This window comes from Chlorogloea sp. CCALA 695, from assembly GCF_003003885.1.
Lineage (GTDB): Bacteria > Cyanobacteriota > Cyanobacteriia > Cyanobacteriales > Chroococcidiopsidaceae > Aliterella.
The window spans coordinates 37,276-58,302 of the sequence record NZ_PVWN01000022.1 but is presented as its reverse complement, the minus strand read 5'-3'; the positions used below and the strand labels follow the sequence as shown (position 1 = coordinate 58,302).

Annotated in this window: 23 protein-coding genes and 1 pseudogene; 15 read left to right on the top strand and 9 right to left on the bottom strand. The window is 41.6% G+C overall.

Translation table 11 applies throughout. The features are described 5' to 3' along the window. Nucleotides 1-56 precede the first annotated feature (56 nt). Nucleotides 57-842 carry an SIMPL domain-containing protein gene (locus C7B70_RS13305; RefSeq protein WP_106369518.1) on the top strand — a complete coding sequence of 262 codons (786 nt, stop codon included), beginning with the start codon at nucleotides 57-59 and terminating at the stop codon, nucleotides 840-842. Between the two features lie 38 nt (nucleotides 843-880). Here C7B70_RS13305 and C7B70_RS13300 read toward each other — a convergent pair whose 3' ends face one another. Then, nucleotides 881-1,240, bottom strand: a complete 360-nt coding sequence (locus tag C7B70_RS13300; RefSeq protein ID WP_106369517.1) for a single-stranded DNA-binding protein — start codon at nucleotides 1,238-1,240, stop codon at nucleotides 881-883. 235 nt (nucleotides 1,241-1,475) lie between these two features. Here C7B70_RS13300 and C7B70_RS13295 point away from each other — a divergent pair, with 235 nt between their 5' ends. The 5 genes from C7B70_RS13295 to C7B70_RS13275 all read left to right on the top strand — a co-directional run bounded on the left by C7B70_RS13295 (nucleotide 1,476) and on the right by C7B70_RS13275 (nucleotide 5,629). Continuing rightward, nucleotides 1,476-2,480 (top strand): rod shape-determining protein, encoded by a 1,005-nt coding sequence (locus C7B70_RS13295; protein WP_106369533.1) that lies wholly within the window; start codon nucleotides 1,476-1,478, stop codon nucleotides 2,478-2,480. A 2-nt stretch (nucleotides 2,481-2,482) separates the two neighbouring features. Then, nucleotides 2,483-3,238, top strand: a complete 756-nt coding sequence (gene mreC, locus C7B70_RS13290; protein ID WP_199192246.1) for a rod shape-determining protein MreC — start codon at nucleotides 2,483-2,485, stop codon at nucleotides 3,236-3,238. Between the two features lie 21 nt (nucleotides 3,239-3,259). Then, nucleotides 3,260-3,814, top strand: a complete 555-nt coding sequence (gene mreD, locus C7B70_RS13285) for a rod shape-determining protein MreD (protein ID WP_199192245.1) — start codon at nucleotides 3,260-3,262, stop codon at nucleotides 3,812-3,814. 126 nt (nucleotides 3,815-3,940) lie between these two features. Then, complete coding sequence (gene ribD, locus C7B70_RS13280) at nucleotides 3,941-5,020, top strand: bifunctional diaminohydroxyphosphoribosylaminopyrimidine deaminase/5-amino-6-(5-phosphoribosylamino)uracil reductase RibD (RefSeq protein ID WP_106369531.1); 1,080 nt, start codon at nucleotides 3,941-3,943, stop codon at nucleotides 5,018-5,020. A 102-nt stretch (nucleotides 5,021-5,122) separates the two neighbouring features. Then, a complete protein-coding gene (locus tag C7B70_RS13275) occupies nucleotides 5,123-5,629 on the top strand; it encodes a hypothetical protein (RefSeq protein ID WP_106369515.1) in 507 nt (168 codons plus the stop codon). 18 nt (nucleotides 5,630-5,647) lie between these two features. On the opposite strand, the gene C7B70_RS13270 is transcribed toward C7B70_RS13275, so the two are convergent. From C7B70_RS13270 to C7B70_RS13260, 3 genes are all read right to left on the bottom strand, one after another. Continuing rightward, nucleotides 5,648-5,857 carry a hypothetical protein gene (locus C7B70_RS13270; protein WP_106369514.1) on the bottom strand — a complete coding sequence of 70 codons (210 nt, stop codon included), beginning with the start codon at nucleotides 5,855-5,857 and terminating at the stop codon, nucleotides 5,648-5,650. Nucleotides 5,858-6,170: 313 nt separating this feature from the next. Beyond that, the gene (locus tag C7B70_RS13265) at nucleotides 6,171-7,478 is read right to left on the bottom strand and encodes a glycoside hydrolase family 10 protein (protein ID WP_106369513.1); all 1,308 of its coding nucleotides are present in this window, start codon (nucleotides 7,476-7,478) and stop codon (nucleotides 6,171-6,173) included. Nucleotides 7,479-7,691: 213 nt separating this feature from the next. Then, entirely contained in the window at nucleotides 7,692-8,513 is an 822-nt protein-coding gene (locus C7B70_RS13260) for a DUF1206 domain-containing protein (protein ID WP_106369512.1), read from the bottom strand. Between the two features lie 152 nt (nucleotides 8,514-8,665). Here C7B70_RS13260 and C7B70_RS13255 point away from each other — a divergent pair, with 152 nt between their 5' ends. Next, nucleotides 8,666-9,532, top strand: coding sequence for an alpha/beta fold hydrolase (locus tag C7B70_RS13255; protein WP_106369511.1), 867 nt, complete (start codon nucleotides 8,666-8,668; stop codon nucleotides 9,530-9,532). Between the two features lie 3 nt (nucleotides 9,533-9,535). After that, a complete protein-coding gene (locus tag C7B70_RS13250; RefSeq protein WP_106369510.1) occupies nucleotides 9,536-10,405 on the top strand; it encodes an NAD(P)-dependent oxidoreductase in 870 nt (289 codons plus the stop codon). Here the strand turns inward: C7B70_RS13250 and psb34 are convergent. From psb34 to C7B70_RS13225, 4 genes and pseudogenes are all read right to left on the bottom strand, one after another. Then, entirely contained in the window at nucleotides 10,402-10,581 is a 180-nt protein-coding gene (gene psb34, locus C7B70_RS13245) for a photosystem II assembly protein Psb34 (RefSeq protein ID WP_106369509.1), read from the bottom strand. The genes C7B70_RS13250 and psb34 overlap by 4 nt on opposite strands. Nucleotides 10,582-10,703: 122 nt before the next feature. After that, nucleotides 10,704-12,611: pseudogene (thiO, locus tag C7B70_RS28620) on the bottom strand (glycine oxidase ThiO). 71 nt (nucleotides 12,612-12,682) lie between these two features. Further along, nucleotides 12,683-13,384: a cytochrome b/b6 domain-containing protein gene (locus tag C7B70_RS13230; protein WP_106369506.1), complete on the bottom strand. Its 702-nt coding sequence runs from the start codon at nucleotides 13,382-13,384 to the stop codon at nucleotides 12,683-12,685. A gap of 170 nt (nucleotides 13,385-13,554) precedes the next feature. After that, on the bottom strand, nucleotides 13,555-13,893 hold the full coding sequence (locus C7B70_RS13225) for a 2Fe-2S iron-sulfur cluster-binding protein (RefSeq protein WP_106369505.1): 339 nt from the start codon (nucleotides 13,891-13,893) through the stop codon (nucleotides 13,555-13,557). Nucleotides 13,894-13,943: 50 nt separating this feature from the next. Between C7B70_RS13225 and cimA the strand changes: the two genes are divergently transcribed. Genes cimA through C7B70_RS13190 form a run of 7 tightly spaced genes read left to right on the top strand, consistent with a single transcriptional unit; the run spans nucleotide 13,944 to nucleotide 19,425 of the window. Then, nucleotides 13,944-15,545, top strand: a complete 1,602-nt coding sequence (cimA, locus tag C7B70_RS13220) for a citramalate synthase (RefSeq protein ID WP_106369504.1) — start codon at nucleotides 13,944-13,946, stop codon at nucleotides 15,543-15,545. 9 nt (nucleotides 15,546-15,554) lie between these two features. Then, nucleotides 15,555-16,073: a hypothetical protein gene (locus C7B70_RS13215; protein WP_106369503.1), complete on the top strand. Its 519-nt coding sequence runs from the start codon at nucleotides 15,555-15,557 to the stop codon at nucleotides 16,071-16,073. A gap of 7 nt (nucleotides 16,074-16,080) precedes the next feature. Continuing rightward, on the top strand, nucleotides 16,081-16,587 hold the full coding sequence (locus tag C7B70_RS13210; RefSeq protein WP_106369502.1) for a hypothetical protein: 507 nt from the start codon (nucleotides 16,081-16,083) through the stop codon (nucleotides 16,585-16,587). A 16-nt stretch (nucleotides 16,588-16,603) separates the two neighbouring features. Beyond that, the gene (locus C7B70_RS13205; RefSeq protein ID WP_106369501.1) at nucleotides 16,604-17,632 is read left to right on the top strand and encodes a folate-binding protein YgfZ; all 1,029 of its coding nucleotides are present in this window, start codon (nucleotides 16,604-16,606) and stop codon (nucleotides 17,630-17,632) included. A gap of 24 nt (nucleotides 17,633-17,656) precedes the next feature. Continuing rightward, nucleotides 17,657-18,295, top strand: a complete 639-nt coding sequence (locus C7B70_RS13200) for a Uma2 family endonuclease (protein ID WP_106369500.1) — start codon at nucleotides 17,657-17,659, stop codon at nucleotides 18,293-18,295. 29 nt (nucleotides 18,296-18,324) lie between these two features. Then, complete coding sequence (locus C7B70_RS13195) at nucleotides 18,325-18,636, top strand: hypothetical protein (RefSeq protein WP_106369499.1); 312 nt, start codon at nucleotides 18,325-18,327, stop codon at nucleotides 18,634-18,636. Nucleotides 18,637-18,639: 3 nt separating this feature from the next. Next, entirely contained in the window at nucleotides 18,640-19,425 is a 786-nt protein-coding gene (locus C7B70_RS13190; RefSeq protein ID WP_106369498.1) for a tryptophan-rich sensory protein, read from the top strand. Here C7B70_RS13190 and C7B70_RS13185 read toward each other — a convergent pair. Beyond that, nucleotides 19,422-20,960: an RluA family pseudouridine synthase gene (locus C7B70_RS13185; protein WP_106369530.1), complete on the bottom strand. Its 1,539-nt coding sequence runs from the start codon at nucleotides 20,958-20,960 to the stop codon at nucleotides 19,422-19,424. The two genes, C7B70_RS13190 and C7B70_RS13185, sit on opposite strands and share 4 nt — an antisense overlap. Nucleotides 20,961-21,027: the final 67 nt, after the last annotated feature.

Sequence of the window (21,027 nt, the reverse complement as noted above, 5' to 3'; positions counted from 1 at the left end):
CTTTACTAGCGGCAATAGTTGAGATGATTAAGAATATTTTGCCAAACTAACAATCCATGAAACTTAAGTTGATAAATGACTCCTCTGTACAAAAACTAGGCTTTAGCAAAAATTTACGCCAGGGTTTTGTATTATTGCTTTTAGCTATTGGTCTGCTAGGTGTTACAACCTCTAGCTCCGTAGCTCAAGATCGAGGACAGGTACAAAATATGTTAATGCGGACTTTAACCGTTAGCGGTCGTGGCATAGAGACAATTCCTACAACCTTATCAGAAGTACGTTTAGGTGTAGAAGTCCAAGGAAAAACGGCTACGGCGGCTCAACAGGAAGCCGCGAAACGTTCTAACGCCGTAGTCGCTTTGCTCAAATCTCGGTCACAAGTTCAAAAGCTGGAAACTACAGGCATTAGTCTTAATCCTGTGTACAGCTACAACAACAATACGCAAACATTGACAGGCTATACAGCTACCAATACCGTTAGTTTTCAAATTGCTACCGAGAGTATTGGCAATTTGTTAGATGAATCTGTCCGAGTTGGAGCTACAAGAATTGAAGGTATTAGGTTTATAGCCACCGATAGCGCAATATTAGCAGCCGAACAGCAAGCTTTGAAAAAAGCAACTCAAAACGCCCAACAACAAGCTAATTCGGTTTTAGGCGCGTTGAATTTCACGGCTAAAGAAATTGTCAGTATTCAAATTAATAATGCCGCTCCGCCTCAACCCCAACCTCTAGTTCAATACGAAGCGGCTAATCGTCTCGTTAATGCTAAAGCTACTACCCCCGTTATCGGCGGCGAACAGAAGGTAGAAGCTGGTGTTACTTTGCAAATTAGTTATTAAGAGCAAAAGGCAGAAAATATTGATTTTCTGCCTTTTTATTACATTCCGCTACCGCCGCCAAAACTATTAGCCTCGTCTTCTTTCTTAGAACCTAGTAACTCTAGTCTTTCTACTAAAATAACTGGGGAAGAACGATTTGCTCCAGTCGCGCGATCGCTCCAACTGTCAAACTTTAAGGAACCCTCTACAGCAATTTGCTTACCTTTGCGGACGTAGTTGGCTGCTACTTCGGCAGTTTTACCCCACATTTCTAAGTTAAACCAGTCTGGTTCGTCACTATTGCGCGATAGGCGATTAACAGCCAACGTCAACTTACATACTACTTTGGCACTATCTAAATATTTAACCTCTGGATCTCTACCCACGCGCCCAACCAGATGCACAACATTAACACTCATATTAATTTATTTACAGTACAGGTGTACTCCATAATCGTGCCTCTAATCTCCAAAAATTGCAAATCCAATTCCTAGCAATCAAAAACCTCGTAATTCTACTAGACTAAACGCACAAGACGTAATACGATCCAGCACGGTTACTATTTTTTATTTTAAATAGAACTTATCAAACTTTGGGGTAGCGTGGCACGTGGGTCTTTTTGGTTTTTTTAATCAGCCTTCTTTATCTAGGGATATGGGTATCGATCTCGGTACAGCCAATACCCTCGTTTTTGTATCGGGTAAAGGCATTGTCTTACAAGAGCCTTCAGTTATTGCTATCGATTCCAAAGACAAACAAGTTCTGGCGGTGGGAGAAGATGCCAAAAAAATGTTGGGTAGAACTCCCGGTAGTGTGATTGTTAGTCGCCCGTTGCGTGATGGCGTGATTGCGGACTTTGACACAGCCGAATTGATGCTCAAGCACTTTATTCAACGCGCCAGTGGTGGTAGAACGGTAAACCCGCGCATTGTAGTAGGCATTCCTAGCGGCGTGACGGGGGTCGAACAACAAGCCCTCATGAATGCGGCATTGCGCGCAGGAGCCAGAGAAGTTCATGTAGTTGACGAGCCATTGGCGGCGGCAATTGGGGCGGGATTGCCCGTAACTGAACCCATAGGTAACATGATTATCGATATTGGTGGCGGAACAACAGAAATTGCCGTGCTAAGTTATAACGGCACTGTAGAAAGCGAATCGGTGCGGGTGGCTGGAGACGAGCTAAATGAAGCAATCATTCATTACATGAAAAAAATTCACAATATGATTATTGGCGAACGCACCGCCGAAGAAGTCAAAATTCGCATTGGTTCCGCTTACCCTACTCGCGGTGATGATGAGGCAGTGATGGAAGTGCGAGGATTGCACTTACTTTCAGGATTGCCACGAACGGTAACAGTTAAAGGGCCAGAAATCAGGGAAAGTATGTCAGAGCCACTACTTGTAATTATTGAAGCAGTGAAGCGCACTTTAGAGCGAACACCACCAGAACTTGCCGCCGATATTGTCGATCGCGGTATTATGCTGGCAGGAGGTGGAGCTTTACTGCGGGGTATCAATACCTTAATTAGTCATGAGACGGGCATTATTACCCATATAGCAGACGAACCTTTAAACTGTGTAGTTTTGGGTACAGGCAAAGTATTAGAAAACTTCAATCAAATGGAACGAGTATTTAGCGGACGTTCTCGAAGTCAATAGCGATGTATGCAATGTGGCGGTGGTGGGATAAACATCGGTGGCAATTAATCGGTACTTGTTTGGCGCTTGTTTGTGCGTGGATAATTCGGCAAACTCAAGGAAGTGCAATTAGCGAACTAACAGGTATAGTTACTCGCCCCTTTCAAAATCCTACTCAAGTCGAGCGGTTAAAGGATGCTCAAACAATCGAATTAATTGGGCGCTTAGTAGAATTAGAAAGTCAAAATCAGCAGCTAAAAGAATTACTAGATTACCGAGCCGCGCAAAAAAATAGAATCATGATTGTCGCTCCAGTAATTGGACGCAATGCTGACCTGTGGTGGCAACAAGTAACTCTGGGGCGCGGTAGCAAGGAGGGCATCAAAATAGACTATGTAGTCACTGCTCCCGGCGGGTTGGTAGGTAAAGTTATTAGCGTTACTCCCCACACCAGCCGCGTTTTATTAGTTAGCGACGTTACAAGCCAAGTGGGAGTAACTGTTAGCCGTAGTCGTTATACTGGGTTGCTTAGAGGGCAATCTTCCACACGGGCGGTGATGCAATTTTTTGATAAAGTCCCCGATGTCCGCTTGGGTGACTTTGTAGCAACTTCGCCTTATAGTCAGATATTTCCGGCGGGTATACCTGTGGGGAGAGTAGAAAAAATCGATTTAACTAAAAGTCCTGCCCCAGAAGCTGAACTTGCTCTCACTTCACCGCTAAATTATTTAGAGTGGGTGTTTGTATATGCCAATGTTGGCACTCAGGAAAATAAATAATCAGCTTTGAGGAGAAAGTTTGTGCGTCAAAGCTTGGTTAAAATCCATTTATTAAATTGGACAGTTGTAATTGGTTCTCTAGGATTGTGTTTATTGCTTTTGACTGTACGTTTACCAGGACTAGAGTTATTGGGCATTGCTCCCAATTGGCTATTAATTTGGGTTGTGTGTTGGAGTGTCAAACGCTCAATGGTAGCTGGCTTGCTTGCGGGGGTAACTTTAGGCTGGCTGCTTGATGGGATGACAAACCCCGTTCCTACTCATGCTTTGAGTTTGGCAGTGGTGGGTATTTTGACGGCGCGTTTGCACAAAACACGCTACTTGCAAGAAGATTTTATTTCTATTGCTTTAATTATCTTTGGTATGACTATACTTGCAGAAATGATTATGGGCTGGCAATTTGCTTTTCTTGAACCTAACCTATCCCTAGATAAATTTGTGCTGACTTTAGCCCACCAATGGACTTATCACCAGCAAAGGGCTTTAGCTAGTGCGATCGTTAGCAGTCTTTGGGGCCCAGTGGTTTATTATCCTCTTAATCGCTGGTGGCAGCATCAATCAGTAAATACTAATTAGTTACCTATTGGCGATCGCCCTTATAATATTGCCCAGCATTAAAAATAATCTATTTACGTGAACTTTCCCTCAGATGCCTCAAACAATTCGCTGCAAAGGGCAGTAGTTACTGCCTTTGACAAAGAGATGATGCAACGGTGTTTGTCTCTAGCTCGTAACGCCCTAGGACGCACAGCCCCTAATCCGCTCGTAGGCTCGGTAGTAGTTCTTAATGGCGAAATTATCGGCGAAGGTTTCCACCCCGGCGCAGGTCAACCCCATGCTGAAGTTTTTGCGCTCAAAGCTGCCGGAAGCCGAGCAACGGGTGCAACACTTTACGTAAATCTAGAGCCTTGCAATCATTACGGGCGAACTCCTCCTTGTAGCGAGGCTGTAGTCGATTCTAAGGTAGCCAAAGTCGTAGTCGGGATGGTTGACCCCGATCCGCGCGTTTCTGGTGGAGGTATTGCCCGATTGCGCTCTGCGGGAATAGAGGTAGTAGTAGGAGTAGAGGAAGCTGATTGCCGTTTGTTAAACGAGGCTTTTATTCATCGGATTGTGTACCATCAGCCTTTTGGCATTTTAAAGTATGCTATGACTCTCGATGGCAAAATTGCCACCAGTAACGGTCATAGTGCTTGGATTACTGGGGAAGCCGCCCGGAGTGAGGTGCATAAGTTGCGGGGGGCTTGCGATGCGATCATTATTGGGGGTAACACTTTAAGGTTAGACAATCCCAAGTTGACGAGTAGGCTTGGGGAGGCTAAGAACCCCTTGCGCGTAGTAATGAGCCGTACCTTAGATTTACCCGCCGAAGCTCACCTATGGCAAGAAATAGCCTCCGCACCCACTTTAGTATTAACCGCCGTAGGAGTGAATAGAGATTTTCAACAAATGCTGTTAGCCAAGGGAGTAATGGTTGTGGAATTAGACCCTTTGACACCAACTGAGGCAATGAAGTATTTATATTCTTTGGGTATTATGTCCGTATTGTGGGAATGTGGAGGTACTTTAGCCGCCAGCGCGATTTCCTGTGGTGCAGTTCAAAAAGTGCTTGCTTTTATTGCCCCAAAAATTATTGGTGGTAGTCAGGCTTTTTCCCCAGTGGGTGAATTGAATTTAACCAACATGACTCAGGCTCTTACCCTAGAGCGCTACAAGGCGCGGAGTGTAGGAGCAGATTGGTTAATTGAAGGGTATTTTCCCCTTAAGCAAATACCCCAGTAATAAGTTCGTTTCCCTGAGAAATTCTTTTTGTAGCCTGTTTATCAGTAGTGCAGTATTCAGTAGTGTCGTAATTATGATCAGAAAATTCGGGCAACTAATCCTATGAACCTAAAACAAAATGTGGAGGAAGAAGAAATGTTAACGCCTTACGAAGCCTACGAATCTAACGGTACATCCGAGCATCATAGTAATGGCTTTGGCAAAGAAGAAGAACTTAAAGATCCGCGTTTGGTAGGATGGGAGTTTAAAATTGTCCGTGCTAAACGTAATTTGTTCAAAGATCCAGGAGTTTTCCAGCTTTTATGTGACGAAGAAATGGAAGCTGGCTGGATTTTGTTGGAAAAACTAGATGATCGCCGCGTGCGTTTCAAGCGACCTATCGCTTTACGAGAAATTATTAAACCTGAATTTCTTAACCGCGATCCCTATCGTTGCGCTTACAGTTCTGCTTGGCAACCTGGCAAGTGGCTAAGTGCGATCGCGCTCTCCATTGCTATAGTTGTTCCGGCTTACCTCGGCTATACTTTTGTAGCTCAAGCGCTGGCAACAACTAACAATCGTTCCTTGCAAAGTTTTCCGCCTTTAGCACCAATACCTAATCCTTTATAATTAAATATTTAGTGCTAATTAACGTTCTTGAGCCAAATCTCGAATTAAAGTTAGACGTGACTCTATATAGTCGCTCAGGACATCGGTTTGGCTACCATCTAAAAATGTTGTATTAGTAGTTTGCTTAATTAACCACTGTACAAGGCTGGCATCATCGAGTTTTAGTAGAGTATGAGCCTGGGTAGCTTCGACTACCGACCACAGCCGACGTAAAATTGCTGGAGTCATAGAAACCTCTTCTTAATAATTTCTTTATCTTTTAAAAATATACTCAATGCAGCTATAAAATAACAAAAAAATAACACAATAATATACAAGAGTTACTAATTACTTAATAATCAGATTTATATCTTAGCAATTTTACGCTTAAATGATAGTAGGAATATGTCTTTGTATAGATGACAGCAAATTAAAACTGAAAAAACTAGGTAATAATACTGAGAATTGGTGGCAAGTTTCACTTTTAGGTTGAGATAAGTGATCGCACCTAAGAAAAGATATTAACAGATATATTCGTCTAATTCCTCTTGTTTCCAGGATGCTATCCAAATAAATTCTCAATCTGTGCTAAATTTCTAGGCGTTATCTGCAATATATTACTGGGATTTAGGACAATTTCATTAAACAGACTTTCATAGAAGAAAAAAGACACCCCAGCGAGTTTAGCTGCGCGAGTTTCATGGATTTGTTGTTTAATCCAATCAAGAGCAACAGGTTTATTTTTAAGTCCAGTTAAAATACCAATGCTAACCGGAATATGGTTTTTAGATTTTATAACTTCTAACTTACTTATTTCTCCCAAAAAACGAGGTAGATTATCTCGATATACTTGCAAAACGATTTCCTCTGCTAAACCCTGTTTCACCCATGATTCCCAATCTGCTAAATAATATTTTTTAGCAAAGTTTAGAGGGTTAGGAGAAATAGAAACTAAGCAATCTGACCGCTTGCTTTTAACAGCATGAAATATTTTTTCTAGTAATTCAGTAGTTTTTATAGTTGCCCAACTTACCCATTTTGGATCTTGATGATTAGCAGGAACATCTTTAATACTTTGTTCAGTTTTATAGAGATTTTGGGTAAATAAATCGTAGCCCATTTCTACCGGAAATCCAAAATGATCGTCTAATTGAATCCCATCAATTTCATAGTTTTCGACAATTTCAGCAATTAAGTCAACCATGAATTGTTTTACTTTCGGTTGACAGGGATTTAACCAAACTTGAATATCGCGCTTATTACTATCGTGGCTTTTTAATCTAATTGGATTTTGTCTAATATCTAGAGTTAATAAATCAAGATGGTTTTGAGCTAAGGGAGAGTTTGGGAGAGTCATTAAACCATACTCAAACCAAGGAATAACCCTTAACTTTAGAGGTTTCGCTATTTCTATAACTTCTGATAGCATATCTCTATCTTGAAAAAAACTAGAAGTTTTAATTACAGAAAACCCTATAAAATCTTGGGCAACTTTGCTAGGATAAAGGGTAAAACCCCGTTGCCAAACTACCGGATAAATAGTGTTAAAACCTAAGCTTTTGAGCCTTTGCAAACCCACCTCAATCTGAGCGCGAGAATGCAATATATCACTGTCAACATTTGTGAGCCAGATACCCCGAACTTCAGCAATTTCAACATCAATATCTTTTCGCGAAAAATAGCCTAATTTGCCCACAGTACCAAGCTCTTGTTCTAACTTTACAAGACAGCTATCTCCTGCTTTAAACGCATATTTGATATTAAGTTTTTCTCCCGCGTTGATCCTAAACTTATCTTTATTAGTTAATTTACTTAAGTCTTGATTAGATTTTATAAAAACAGTGCTATTGATTACTGTTAATAATGACATTTGCAACGATCCTTACGCAGATAAATAGGAAAATTTAAATTTTTATCCAAAAACTTTATTTTAATTTCAATCCCAAATTAAGCTAATTACTTATGTCCGATAGTCGGAAAAGGTCAAGTATTAATAAAATAAATGCGTTAATTCTAGGTTTTTATTAATTTACGCACAAAAAAGCCATGCGATCGCACGGCTTTATTTAAAAATATTACTAAGCTAAATTTCTTGTGTATTCAAATGACGATAGCGCCCTTGAATTATCATATAGATGCCATAAGCAACTAAACCTAGCGCCACTATACCCAGAAGCCAAGGGCCATAAGGTTGTTGTTGTAGTACCTGTAAAGCTTCACCTAACCCACGTACTTCGCGCACGTCGTATTGACGCGCAGCTTGAATTAAGAAGAATCCAATAATACAAAATACCACACCCCGCGCTGCTAAACCAAACCTACCGATCGCAATTATCCAATTTTGTTGTACATCACTTACCTGGCTCAAATCCATTTCTTTACGAAACTTGGCTTTGTAAGCTTTATAAAATTGATAAAAACCTAAGCCAATTACCGCCGCGCCAATTGTTCCTACAAGCCACTGTCCGAAAGGTTGAGAAAGTAATTTTCCTGTCCAATCTTGGGTAGAGTTACTATTACCACCACTCCCTGAACCGATCACAATTCTAATCGCACTTAAGGCTAAACTTCCATAAATAAAACCATTAGCTGCATAACCAATACGTTGTGCTAAACCTTTAGGTTTTGTCCCTTTATGTTCAGGGTCTTTAATTGCTTGAATAAAACGCCAAAGTGAGTAGCCAATTAACCCGATTGCAACTAAACTTAGTAAAAATTTTCCAAATGGTTGCGTTACAATCGCACTTAAAGCGCCTTTAGTATCGGTAGTTTGTCCGCCAGAACCAAAAGCTGCTTGAGCGGCTAACAGTCCAACTATACCGTAAACAATGCCCTTAGCCGCGTAGCCAAATCGGGCTAACCGTTCTATCCATAAAGAACGTTCCTGCATTAATTGTTGTGCCATGATTAAAAATATACTTATACAAACGATACTTACCAAAAAATAATTAATAAATACATCTGCTTAACTGTATAAATTATAACCAAGTTTGGTAATTTTAATTTAATAAACTCAAGCGATACTAAATTAGTAGCCAATTTTAAGGAGTATTAATTATGACGGCAATTACAGATTCTTGGCAGCACGAATACATTACAACAAACGGCGTAAAACTACACTACGTAACCCAGGGAAATGGGGCATTGATGTTAATGCTGCATGGATTTCCGGAATTTTGGTACTCCTGGCGGCATCAAATCCCAGCATTTGCGACAGATTACCAAGTTGTAGCGCTAGATTTACGCGGTTACAACGACAGCGATAAGCCAAAAGCGCAATCAGCTTACGTGATGGATGAATTTATTAAAGATATTGAAGGTGTAATTACAGGTTTGGGTTACGACAAGTGCGTATTAGTAGGGCATGATTGGGGAGGTGCGATCGCCTGGCATTTTGCTTACTCTCGCCCCCAGATGGTAGAAAAGCTAATTGTCTTAAATATGCCCCATCCCGCTAGAATGGCGGAAGGTTTACGCACTCCCCAGCAATTGCTTCGCAGTTGGTATATGTTCTTTTTTCAGCTACCGGAGATTCCTGAAGCATTAATTCAAGCTTCGGATTATCAATTAATCGAAACAGCATTTACTGCGGAATTAGTTAATAAAAATGCTCTGACTAAAACGGATATTGAAGCTTACAAAGATGCCGTATCAAAACGCGGCGCTCTAACAGCGATGTTGAATTATTATCGCAATATTCCGCGTCAAAGGATGCTGAGTACAGATTGGAGTATTTTGGAAGTGCCGACATTAATGATTTGGGGTGAAAGCGATGTAGCTCTTGGTAAGGAGTTGACTTACAGTACCCAAGCTTACGTTAGAAACTTGCAAATCAAGTATATTGCCAACGTTGGGCATTTAGTACAGCAAGAGCAACCGCAGTTAGTCAATCAATATATGCAAGAATTTTTAGAAACTGTGTGATTTATGCAAGTAGGTTTTATTGGAACAGGGCTAATGGGGCTACCAATGGCTCAAAAGCTTGTAGAGGCTGAAATTGACTTAATAGCTTACAATCGCACTCTTGAGAAGCTAGAACCGCTCCAGAAGGCGGGGGTAAGGATTGCCCAGCAGCCCCTAGAGGCAATTATCGGTAGCGATTGTATTATTCTCATGCTTACTAATGCCTCCGCTATCCGTAGCCTGTTGTTATCGGAGGATATTAAGCAACATTTAGCCGAAAAGACTGTAATTCAAATGAGTACGATCGCACCCACTGAAAGTATAGCGATCGCTAAGGATATTATTGCCGCCGGGGGTGAATACTTAGAAGCACCAGTTTTAGGTAGCATTCCCGAAGCCCAATCGGGCAAACTAATAGTTATGGTAGGCAGTACAGAGGCGCAATTTGAACGTTGGCAGGCTTTGTTACAAAACTTTGGGGCTAAACCTTTGCTAATTGGAGAAGTAGGCGCAGCATCAGCAATTAAACTAGCCTTAAATCAATTAATTGCTTCTCTTAGTACAGCTTTTGCTCTCAGTTTAGGATTTGTCGAGCGTCAGGGGGCCGATGTAGACATCTTTATGCAAATTCTCCGTCAAAGTGCCTTATATGCGCCCACTTTTGACAAAAAATTGCAGCGAATGCGCGATCGCAATTATTCTAATCCCAATTTCCCTACTAAGCACTTATTGAAAGATACGGAGTTATTTATCAATGAAGCTCAAGGGGAAGGGATGAATATTAGCAGTATTGAAGGGGTGAAAAAAATATTGGAAATAGCGATAACTAGCGGGTTTGCGGATGCTGACTACTCATCACTATTTAGTGCGATCGCCCCTGATTGTGAAGTTTAGCTTACGGAGGATACAGACACAGCTACAAATACTAAACCACCAACTAAAGCTGCGGCAACTATTCCCAAAAAGACATAATTGCGCTTTTCTGTACCTGTAGGATCTTCGGCTTGGTAAACTACTGGCTCTTTAGCGAAGTTATTTAGACGACCGCCTTCTTCTGTTGTGTATGGCATATTTTCTACCGTTTTGCTAGTTAATTTGCCAATCGTAACATAAAGTTGTAAATAAACTCACAAAATTTAGAAATAAATCTTTACATACCCTCCAGCCTTAGAAAAGACTGGAGAGTTAATTATTAGCTAGTAATTGTGCCGATTGAGGGGGAACTTGCAATCGCATAATCTTTAATGGGGATACGTCCAGCTAGGTAAGCCATGCGCCCCGCCTTTGTTGCGAGGTTCATTGCCTGAGCCATAATTGGGGCATTTTGAGCCAGTGCGATCGCGCTATTAATAAGTAAAGCATCTGCGCCCATTTCCATTGCCTGCGCTGCTTCGCTAGGCGTACCAATGCCAGCATCTACTACTACAGGAATGCCAGAGTTTTCAATAATTATGGCAATATTTGCTGCATTTTTCATCCCTTGCCCCGAACCAATAGGGGAAGCTAAAGGCATAACTGTTGCACAACCCACATTTTCTAACCGTTTAGCCAACATTGGATCGGCATTAATATAAGGTAGAACGGCAAAGCCTTCTTTAACAAGCTTTTCGGCAGCTTCCAAAGTCCCAATCGGATCGGGAAGTAAGTATTTAGGATCGGGGATAACTTCTAATTTAACAAAGTTATTATCTTCTTGTCCTAATAACTTCGCCATTTCTCGCCCTAGCCGTGCCACGCGGATCGCTTCCTCCGCCGTCTGGCAGCCTGCTGTATTAGGCAACATCCAAATTTTTGTCCAATCTAGCGCTTCTGCCAAGCCTTCATGTCCTGGGGCGTTGGTTTGCACTCTCCGCACGGCAACGGTAACAATTTGACAGCCACTTTGAATAATACTTTGCTGCATTTCTTCTATACTGCGGTACTTACCCGTACCTGTCATCAAGCGCGATTGAAAGGTTTTACCCGCAATAGTTAAGGGGCGATCTAAAAATTGTTCTATGGAGTGATTAAGTGTCTGCATTTTCAAAAAAGGGGAAAGGAAATATCTCTAACTGTAAAACCGCGAGTAGTGGAAATGTTCTAATAAAGGAGAAGTTTTGTTAGTTATGACATCAGCAATTAGATTAGCGGTGGCGGGGGCTAAAAGTATGCCATTACGATAATGACCAGTGGCAAGAGTGAGATTAAAGTAAGGACTAGCGCCTAAAATTGGCAACTCATCTGGCGTTGCGGGACGAAAACCCCACCAAAATTCCTCAATAGGATAATGCTGTAATGGCGGATAAAGGCGAATAGCTCGTTGGAGAAGTAATTGCACACCTGCGGGAGTATTGTGAGGAGTAAAGCCCACGTCTTCGCTAGTTGCACCGATAATAATTCTCCCATCTGTACGCGGCACTATGTATATATCTGAGCCAAATAAAACTTGCTTTAAGGACAATTCTTTATCAGTTGCACGTACCGACAGCATTTGTCCTTTTTTAGGATGTACTGGTATAGGTAATAATTCCTGTGACCAAGCGCCCGTTGCTAATACATAATGTTCGGCATGGATAAGATCGTTAGTTGTGGTGCAAACCCCTGTAACGCGATTTTGTTCATAGATAAAGTTTTTTACTGTGACTTTATCTTGAATAATTACACCTAGAGCGATCGCACAGGCGCGCAGTACATTAGTTAAAGCCCGATTATCTACCTGTCCATCGTCGGGATACCACCAACTACCGACTATTTCGGAACTTAAATTAGGCTGATGCTTAGAAGTTGCGCTTTTATCTAGCCATCGGGCATTGTTTCGATTAGTTTTTTCGTAAACTGGGGCTAAAATGCCACAATTCCAATAGCCCGTATTTAAACCGCTAAGATGCTCAATTTTGCTCGTCCAATCAGGATATAGCTGCCGCGACAGCAAGCATAGTTCTAACATTGCGCCGGGGGAAATTTGTTCGGCTTCGGGCGCTAACATTCCGGCGGCGGCGTGACTTGCGGCGGAGTGGAAATCACGGGCAACTATAGTTACAGAGTGCGATCGCAATTTTAATTCAATCGCTGTCGCTAAACCAATTACTCCACCACCAATAACCAAAACATCTGTTGTCATGCCCTATGCTCCTTTTTCCCCATCTCTAGCCTAGCGATTAATCCTTATTCCTTTTGCTAATCAGTAAAAATTTAAAATTTCAATAGCGAAATTATCCACGCAGCCACAATACTTATCAGCACCACTATTTCTAAAACAGTAAGTAGAGAAATAGATTTTAAGCTTAATTGCGTACTCCGTCGCCAAGACCACCAATTAGCAATATGAGTAGACCACAACGCAGGGCTATCTTTGGCACGAAATCGCCAGTTTAGCATCGATAGCAGTAATGGTAATCCTCCCACTTTGGCATTTAGGAGCAGATGGAGGGCGATACAAACAACTATAATTACCCAGGATATTAGGTGCGCGTAGTACCAAGGGCGATCTAATTCTCCATTGGGCAACCACTTTTCGTCCATCATCTTGCCGCTAAAAAGGGCAAACGTGAGTGCCAAAATTACCAAGGTGTTAGAAAATCGGTTGAAGGTGTACCACCAAACAGGTTTACCAAATTGATGCAGCTTGGCTAAAAAATCCGGTTGGAGTAATCGTTTTTGTCCCCGATGAAAGGCATAAACAACAAACAGGGGAAAAATGAGCAATGTAAATAGCCCAAAAGTCCCATGCAAACCTTCAATTTCAGGGTAGTAAGGAAGGGGAAGCTTCCCCCAACGTCCATCAAAAGTGTTGTAAGTCCAGAAAGCCGTCAAAATTGCCGCAATTAAAAATAGACCTGTTAACCCATGCAAAATGCGGAGTAGAAGCGGTTGATAGGGCTGGGAAAACTTCATAGGTTGGTCAAAACTTAAAACACAAGTTATGGAAGCATTAATTACTATTATTACGAATTAATGCTTTGTGAAGATTAGGAACGCGATAGCGTAAGCGCGCCCGATAACGGGCTTCGCACTAACCAATTATTCCACCACCCATTAGACAGTTTTGCCCGCCTCCTCTAAAACTAAACTTTTGCAGTCCAAACAACTTTTTCTCCTTGTCCCCAAAAACCATCAAATTTTGTCACCTTTACATCGCCTAAAACCTTGGTTTGACAAGCAAGGCGGAGATTTTTAGAGGGAGAATGAGGGGGAAGACTGCGCCGAGTTTTATCTTGCCAAGTTACTTCCGAAACTTTGCCTTCTACCATCACAGCGCAAGTACCGCAAGTTCCAATTCCATGACAATTGATGACTGAGGCGTTGCCATTGTAGAGATTGATATCATTATTGAGTAGTACCTGACGGAGATTGTCGCCATCACTGCAAACTATTACTTTACCCTGAGCAAAAACTTGGGGCATATTATTCTATTTTCCTATTTTTGATATCCCTCTTAGTCTAATTAATATTTATGACAAAACAGCTTTGGATCTACGACACCACGTTAAGGGATGGAACCCAAAGAGAAGGAATATCTGTGTCTATAGAAGATAAACTCCGCATCGCCAGACAGTTAGACAGATTGGGAGTGCCTTTTATAGAAGGTGGATGGCCGGGGGCAAATCCTAAAGATGTCCAATTTTTCTGGCAACTTCAAGAAGAACCTTTAACTAACGCGGAGATTGTCGCTTTTTGTTCTACCCGTCGCCCTCATATATCGGCAGCCGATGATCCGATGCTGCAAGCGATTCTAGCAGCCGGAACTCGCTGGGTAACTATTTTCGGTAAATCTTGGGATTTGCACGTTACAGAAGGTTTAAAGACTAGCTTAGAAGAAAATTTAGAGATGATCCGCGATACGATCGCCTATTTGCAATTATCTGGGCGAATGGTAATTTATGATGCTGAACATTGGTTTGATGGCTATAAACAAAATAAAGACTATGCCCTAAAAACTTTACTAACCGCCGTTAATGCGGGGGCGGAGTGGGTAGCTTTATGTGATACAAATGGCGGAACATTACCCCACGAAATTAGCCCAATTGTCCGCGATGTAAAGCTTGCTTTACCGCCAGAGACTCAAATTGGCATCCATACCCACAATGATGCCGATACTGCTGTTGCAAATGCGATCGCGGCGGTACTCGAAGGCGTAACAATGGTACAAGGGACAATTAATGGTTATGGCGAACGTTGCGGTAATGCTAACCTCTGTTCAGTAATTCCCAATCTGCAACTAAAGCTAGGCTACAACTGTATTCCAGACGATAAACTTACTCAACTTACTAATGCAAGTAGATTTATTAGCGAAGTTGTCAACCTTGCGCCCAATGAACACGCGGCGTTTGTAGGACGTTCAGCTTTTGCCCATAAAGGCGGGATTCACGTTTCGGCGGTAGAAAAAAATCCTTTAACTTACGAACATATTGAACCGGAAAAAATTGGCAATAGTCGCCGGATAGTTATTTCTGAGCAAGCAGGACTTAGTAATGTTTTAGCAAAAGCTCGGACTTTTGGGATCGAATTAGATAAAAATGACCCCGCAGCAAGGCAAATATTGCGACATCTCAAAGAATTAGAAGGTCAAGGTTATCAATTTGAAGCGGCGGAGGCAAGTTTTGAATTACTTATGCGGGAAGCTTTAGGTAAACGCCAGCAGTTATTTACAATTAAAGGCTTTCAAGTCCACTGCGATTTATCTCAAGATGTCGATAGTTGCAACAGTAACGCGATGGCGACGGTAAAACTAGCTGTAAATGGTCAAGATATTTTAGAAGCCGCCGAAGGAAATGGGCCAGTTGCGGCACTAGATGCGGCATTACGCAAAGCTTTAGTCAATTTCTATCCCCAGGTTGCCAACTTTGAATTGACAGATTATAAAGTCCGCATATTGGACGAATATAGCGGTACGGCAGCTAGTACGCGGGTACTCGTAGAATGGCGTAGCGACTTTCAACGCTGGACTACTGTAGGTGTATCAACTAATATTCTTAATGCTTCTTACCAAGCTGTAGTTGAAGGGTTGGAATACGGTTTATTATTACCATCTGCGGCAGTAATAGAAATTCACTAAAACATTATTATGCAAAAATCAATTCTCCAAGCGGCAATTCTATCAATCAGCTTAGTAACTATGGGTGCAAGTCCTTTACAAGCACAAACTCAAGTGTCTTTAGTACAGGCAAAATGTGTTAGTAGTGGACTGGGAACTTTTCGCCAAGTTCCTTTAGATGTAGCCATTTCTAAAGCTGTTTATACAAGTCCGTTTTATTTAGGTGCGGGTACAGTATCGGCGGCGGTAACTTGTAAAATTAGAAACGATGACGATCGCCCATTATTTCAAACTTTACGTCTAGGAGTGGGAATGCGGGACAATAATCCTAATAGTCCCCCTGTAACCGTAAATTTTTACGTGGATGGCGATAAAACAGAGACTAAAACAATTTCTCCAGGAAATAAAGAGTTATTAGCACTAGATGTTAGTAAAGCAACTAATGTAACTTTAGAAGCAGTTTGCTCTAGTCAGTCAACGTATTGCGATCGCGTTTATTTTTTTAATACAATTCTTGAACCCCTTGTAGCTACAACTCCCCCAAAATAAACTATTCATGCCGCCGAAATTTGCCGATAATATTGCATGGCAGCAGGCAGAATTACTCATGCAACCTGCTTTTATTCGCATTCTCGATCGCATCCGCAAGCAACTTGATACAAGTTGCTGGAAAGAAACCTACGAAAATGTACTAATTTGGCAGCCGGAAACTACCGCAGAAACAAAAACTGAAGTAGCTAATTTAGTCAAACAACTAGAATCCGCCCAAGGCGAACAAGTAGAGGAAATTGAGCAAGCTTTAATGAAACTACCCACGCCAACACCAGGCTATCATTTATGTTTGCACAAAGAAGGCTTAGAAACGGTCAAAGTCGATCTGTGGGAACTCTGCTATCAGGTTTGTTTTTGCAACTATAGTTCCTTACTTGCCGAGTCGCCTAACTATATCGTGACGATTGACACTAGCTTAATTGATGAAAGAGGCGATGTTGACTGGCAACTATTGGATGAAAAAGCTACCCATTTAATCGAGCGCTTATTTGCCGAATTGCCCACTACTTAAAAACAATTAAAATTTTATGATTCAACAGTTACAAGACATCCAGACCGCCGCCGGGGCAACATTTGACTCCTATATCCCTATAAGTTTTGGTAACGATATTGAGGCATTAGAGGCGGCGCAAAACGGGGTAGCAATTTGCGATCGCAGTCATTGGGGATTAATTAAAGTTACAGGAGGCGATCGCCTGCGTTTTTTACACAACCAAAGCACCAACGATTTTGAGCGTTTAAAATCTGGGGAAGGTTGCGATACAGTTTTTGTAACTTCTACCGCTAGAACCATTGATTTAGCAACAGCTTACGTTACCGATGACGCGGTACTTTTAATTAATTCACCCAATCGCTACAAGTATTTGCTTGAATGGTTGGATCGTTATATCTTTTTTGCTGACAAGGTAGAATTAACCGACATTGCCGAAAAAACAGCGATATTTAGCTTAATTGGCGCAAAAAGTAACGATTTATTGGAAAAGCTAGGTTTAGATGCCATTATTGGTCAACCAATGGGCAATCATCAGTTAATCGACGATGTACGGGTAGCTGTAGGAAGCGGACTTGCAACACCTGGATATACTTTAATTGTTCCGGCGGAAAATGCCGCAAATGTGTGGAAAATGGTTGTAAAAGCGGGTGCTGTACCAATGGGAAATTTGGTTTGGGAACAGTTAAGAATTAAACAAGGTCGTCCAGTTCCAGATCAAGAACTAACTGATGATTACAATCCTTTAGAAGCAGGGTTATTGCAGACAATCTCTTTTGATAAAGGTTGTTATATCGGACAAGAAACGATCGCGCGCCTAAATACTTACAAAGGCGTAAAACAAAACTTGTGGGGAATTAAACTTAATGCGATCGCCGAAGTTGGCAGTGTAATTATGGTAGGAGAGGAGAAAGTAGGGAAACTTACAAGTATTGTAGAGAGCGATCGCGGTTTTTTTGGCTTAGGCTATATTCGCACTAAAGCAGGTGGCGCAGGTTTAGTAGTCCAAATAGGCGAAACTACAGGCGAAGTAATAGAAGTACCGTTTTTAAGCCGCGCACAGTAACATACACCTCTAAGATCGATAAAAATGAACGTAACTATTCCCATTCAAGCCATTGAACTTACTCCGGGTAGCCACATTAGCATCCATAATTTATCTTGGCAGGATTTTGAAACTATCTTGGATAATTTGGGTGAAAAGCGTAATACTCGCGTGGCTTACTATCAAGGAACTTTAGATATCATGTCTCCTTTGGCAATTCACGAAAGACCTCATCGCATTATTGCTGATGTAGTGAAAACAATTTTAGATTTTCAAGGGTGCGATTGGGAGGATTTCGGATCGACTACCTTTAAACGTCCAGTAATTGCAGGGGTTGAACCTGATACTTGTTTTTACATCCAAAATGCCGATCGCGTCAAAGGATGTATCAATATGAATCTATCTATTTATCCACCACCCGATCTAGCAATTGAGGCGGATGTTACTTCAAAAACTACTTTAAATGCTTACATCGCTATAGGTGTTCCTGAAGTGTGGATTTATAAAGAGCAGCAGCTTACAATCAATATTCTTAACGATAACAGCTATGTTCCGTCCTCTAGTAGCCTGATTTTTCCCAATTTACCCATAACTCAACTTATTCCTCAACTTGTACTTAAAGCTATTGATGAAGGGACAAGTAAAATGCTGCGCGAGTTGAAAGTTCAGTTAAATCAAGCTTAATGAGAGCCAGTTATTATTAAATTACATCCATGTCTGAAGTTGAAAAAAGCGATTTAGATACAACGCTAGTTGACAGTGATGCAAAGCAAATTAATAAAAAAGGTAAATTAATCGATCTGCGTAGTGGTTCAGAAAAAACAAAAGCCTGGATTGCCAAAGCTTTAGTAATTATTTTTGGGAGTACGATCGCCTGTTGTTTTGCTTTAGTTATAGTTGAAATTATCTTTCAGGGCGGTAAAACTGAAGATTGGAAAGATATAGTAACTTTGATAATAGTTGCAGAAACAGGGATTGTGGGGACTGTTATCGGCTTTTATTTTGGTGAAGTCTCAAAATCTTAGGTTATGAAAACATCTACAACAAAATCTAGTTTGGGAATAGCGATCTTGGCTCTAGTCGCTATCTTGGCTACTCTAACTATAAATGCCTTGTCGAATTTTTTTCCCCTTAAAGGCGCAAATATCGGCAAAATTTCTAACACTGTTTTTCAAGGGGTGCAGATTACGCCAGCAAATTATGCTTTTGCGATTTGGGGCTTAATTTATATCGGATTGATTGCTTATGGCATTTACCAACTTCGCCCAGCGCAACGACGAGATCCCACTATTGGGCGCGCGAGTGTCTTGCTAATTGTTGCTTGTATAGCTCAAATAACCTGGGTATATCTATTTACAATGAGGTTGTTTTGGCTTTCGGTTGTCGCAATGCTGGTAATTCTCATAGCTTTGATTAGCGCTTACTTGCAGTTAGGAGTAGGAAAAGTACAAGTATTACGCGATCGCCAATGGCTTGCACATATACCTTTTAGTATTTATCTAGGCTGGATTTCGGTAGCCACAGTTGTCAATATTGCTTCGGCTCTCTATAGTTCTAACTGGGATGGTTGGGGGATTAATGGCACTTACTGGACGGCGATTATGCTAGTCGTAGCTACAATAATTGCAGCAATTGTGGCAATTAAAAGAGCAGATATAGCTTTTACTTGTGTATTTATTTGGGCATATGTAGCGATCGCAATTCGTCAGTTAAATAATCCTACAATCTCAATTACCGCCGTAGCAAGTGCGATCGTACTAGGGATTTTGTTATTGTTTAGCAGAAACAAAACTGTTAAATCCATCGCCGATTAAAAGGGAGTTTCTGTTTGCAAACAAATCATCTCTTTTGATTGGGGATGCTCAAAACAGAGCTTCCTTGCGTGTAAGTGCAAGCGTTTCGCCTCAGTGCAACCATACAATAAATCGCCTAATATCGGTAAACCCAAACCTTGCTTATCCACAGAATGAACGCGGAGTTGATGACTGCGCCCAGTTAATGGCAAAAACTCCAGACGAGAGCGACCATTAGTAGTAGTTAGAAGTTTGTATTGAGTTAAGCTTGGTTTACCTAGAGTGAAGTCTACTTTTTGGTAAGGGCGATTTGTTGGATCTCCCCAAAGCGGCAAATTAATTGTCCCACTCTCACTATTTACAACTCCTGCAAGTATCGCCTCGTAAACCTTGCGAACTTTTCGTTGTTGAAATTGGATGCTTAGGTGGCGATGAGTTGCGCGATCGCGTGCTAGTAAGAGAATACCCGACGTTTCGTAGTCAAGGCGATGCACTGTAGCAAGCCCCAAAAGCCCCGCAACGCTTTCATTCCCGCGACTATAACGCCCAGGGACAGAAAGCAATTTTGGCGGCTTATTGACGGCAATTAGCCACTCATCCTCGTACAAAATAGTTAGCGGCGTATCATTGACGATAGGCGCAGAGGGCAAACCCGATAGCAAGAATCCCATTAGCGGCTGACAGCGCTCTTCGCAAGCACCGTAGAATTGCCCTTGTACTTTATCTATTGAAGGCGAACCCCACCAAAACTCTGCGATCGCCAGAGGTTTAAGCCCAATAGTTGCAGCATAGTGGAGTAACTTGGGGGCGCAACATTCCCCTGTACCTGTTGGGATACCTCCCAGGATTAGATCGGTTAGCGCTAAAGATTCCCCAGCAAAATTAGTTAACCATAAATTTTCATGCAATTGCGCTTGAAGCTGACGAGATAAGGCTTTACGCTGTTGTTTTAATTCCAGCTTTCGGGCAGAAAAAATCTCGCTTTGAGCTTTGAGGGGCTTAAGGGCAGCATCTCGTTCGCGTTTAAACAGTTTGCGTTCGATTCCATCAAGGCGGCTTTGTTCGTTTAATTGCTCTAAAGCTTCAAGATCGAACCTTTGGCGTTGCTGTTGGCGATCTTGTTTACGCCTGTTGTGCAGTAAAGTCAGTTCGTGGGACTTCTTTTCAAATTCTTTTGCCAACAAATCGTACTGTTGCTGGGCCCAAATATCTTGTAAAGCAATTAGTTCTTGCTTTATAGCTGCTAATTTAGCGAGAGTAAGAGATTCTTCTATAAATAGGCGATCGCGTCCGGGAATAGGTGGAACCCAACCTTCCACCGTACTATTACCATTTAAAAGCCCAGAAAAAGCTTTAATTACTTGCTGTTGCCTTGACTTAGTTTCGCCCAACAGTACGCCATACATTTTACCTCCACGGGAATAGACTTCATTACTGGCGAGTTGGTGCATTAATTCGCCAGCAATAGTTTCTACTAATTGGGTGCGAGGCAATTTGAGCAATTCGCCACTCTGGGGGCAAACGCCTTCATACCAGTAGGTAATATCTGAGTCCATTGTTGGTAATTTAATTAAAGCCAAGCTCAACTATTTATCTTTGCTAAGTCGTCACGACTATAAAAAT

Coding starts and splice junctions, on each gene's coding strand:
- psb34 (WP_106369509.1), bottom strand. CDS start 10,581: ATGCCATACACAACAGAAGAAGGCGGTCGTCTAAATAACTTCGCTAAA.
- C7B70_RS13195 (WP_106369499.1), top strand. CDS start 18,325: ATGTCTGAAGTTGAAAAAAGCGATTTAGATACAACGCTAGTTGACAGT.
- C7B70_RS13300 (WP_106369517.1), bottom strand. CDS start 1,240: ATGAGTGTTAATGTTGTGCATCTGGTTGGGCGCGTGGGTAGAGATCCA.
- C7B70_RS13295 (WP_106369533.1), top strand. CDS start 1,476: ATGGGTATCGATCTCGGTACAGCCAATACCCTCGTTTTTGTATCGGGT.
- mreC (WP_199192246.1), top strand. CDS start 2,483: ATGTATGCAATGTGGCGGTGGTGGGATAAACATCGGTGGCAATTAATC.
- C7B70_RS13275 (WP_106369515.1), top strand. CDS start 5,123: ATGAACCTAAAACAAAATGTGGAGGAAGAAGAAATGTTAACGCCTTAC.
- C7B70_RS13265 (WP_106369513.1), bottom strand. CDS start 7,478: ATGTCATTATTAACAGTAATCAATAGCACTGTTTTTATAAAATCTAAT.
- C7B70_RS13260 (WP_106369512.1), bottom strand. CDS start 8,513: ATGGCACAACAATTAATGCAGGAACGTTCTTTATGGATAGAACGGTTA.
- C7B70_RS13210 (WP_106369502.1), top strand. CDS start 16,081: ATGCCGCCGAAATTTGCCGATAATATTGCATGGCAGCAGGCAGAATTA.
- C7B70_RS13205 (WP_106369501.1), top strand. CDS start 16,604: ATGATTCAACAGTTACAAGACATCCAGACCGCCGCCGGGGCAACATTT.
- C7B70_RS13250 (WP_106369510.1), top strand. CDS start 9,536: ATGCAAGTAGGTTTTATTGGAACAGGGCTAATGGGGCTACCAATGGCT.
- C7B70_RS13190 (WP_106369498.1), top strand. CDS start 18,640: ATGAAAACATCTACAACAAAATCTAGTTTGGGAATAGCGATCTTGGCT.
- C7B70_RS13230 (WP_106369506.1), bottom strand. CDS start 13,384: ATGAAGTTTTCCCAGCCCTATCAACCGCTTCTACTCCGCATTTTGCAT.
- C7B70_RS13200 (WP_106369500.1), top strand. CDS start 17,657: ATGAACGTAACTATTCCCATTCAAGCCATTGAACTTACTCCGGGTAGC.
- C7B70_RS13305 (WP_106369518.1), top strand. CDS start 57: ATGAAACTTAAGTTGATAAATGACTCCTCTGTACAAAAACTAGGCTTT.
- ribD (WP_106369531.1), top strand. CDS start 3,941: ATGATGCAACGGTGTTTGTCTCTAGCTCGTAACGCCCTAGGACGCACA.
- C7B70_RS13255 (WP_106369511.1), top strand. CDS start 8,666: ATGACGGCAATTACAGATTCTTGGCAGCACGAATACATTACAACAAAC.
- C7B70_RS13185 (WP_106369530.1), bottom strand. CDS start 20,960: ATGGACTCAGATATTACCTACTGGTATGAAGGCGTTTGCCCCCAGAGT.
- C7B70_RS13270 (WP_106369514.1), bottom strand. CDS start 5,857: ATGACTCCAGCAATTTTACGTCGGCTGTGGTCGGTAGTCGAAGCTACC.
- C7B70_RS13225 (WP_106369505.1), bottom strand. CDS start 13,893: ATGCCCCAAGTTTTTGCTCAGGGTAAAGTAATAGTTTGCAGTGATGGC.
- cimA (WP_106369504.1), top strand. CDS start 13,944: ATGACAAAACAGCTTTGGATCTACGACACCACGTTAAGGGATGGAACC.
- C7B70_RS13215 (WP_106369503.1), top strand. CDS start 15,555: ATGCAAAAATCAATTCTCCAAGCGGCAATTCTATCAATCAGCTTAGTA.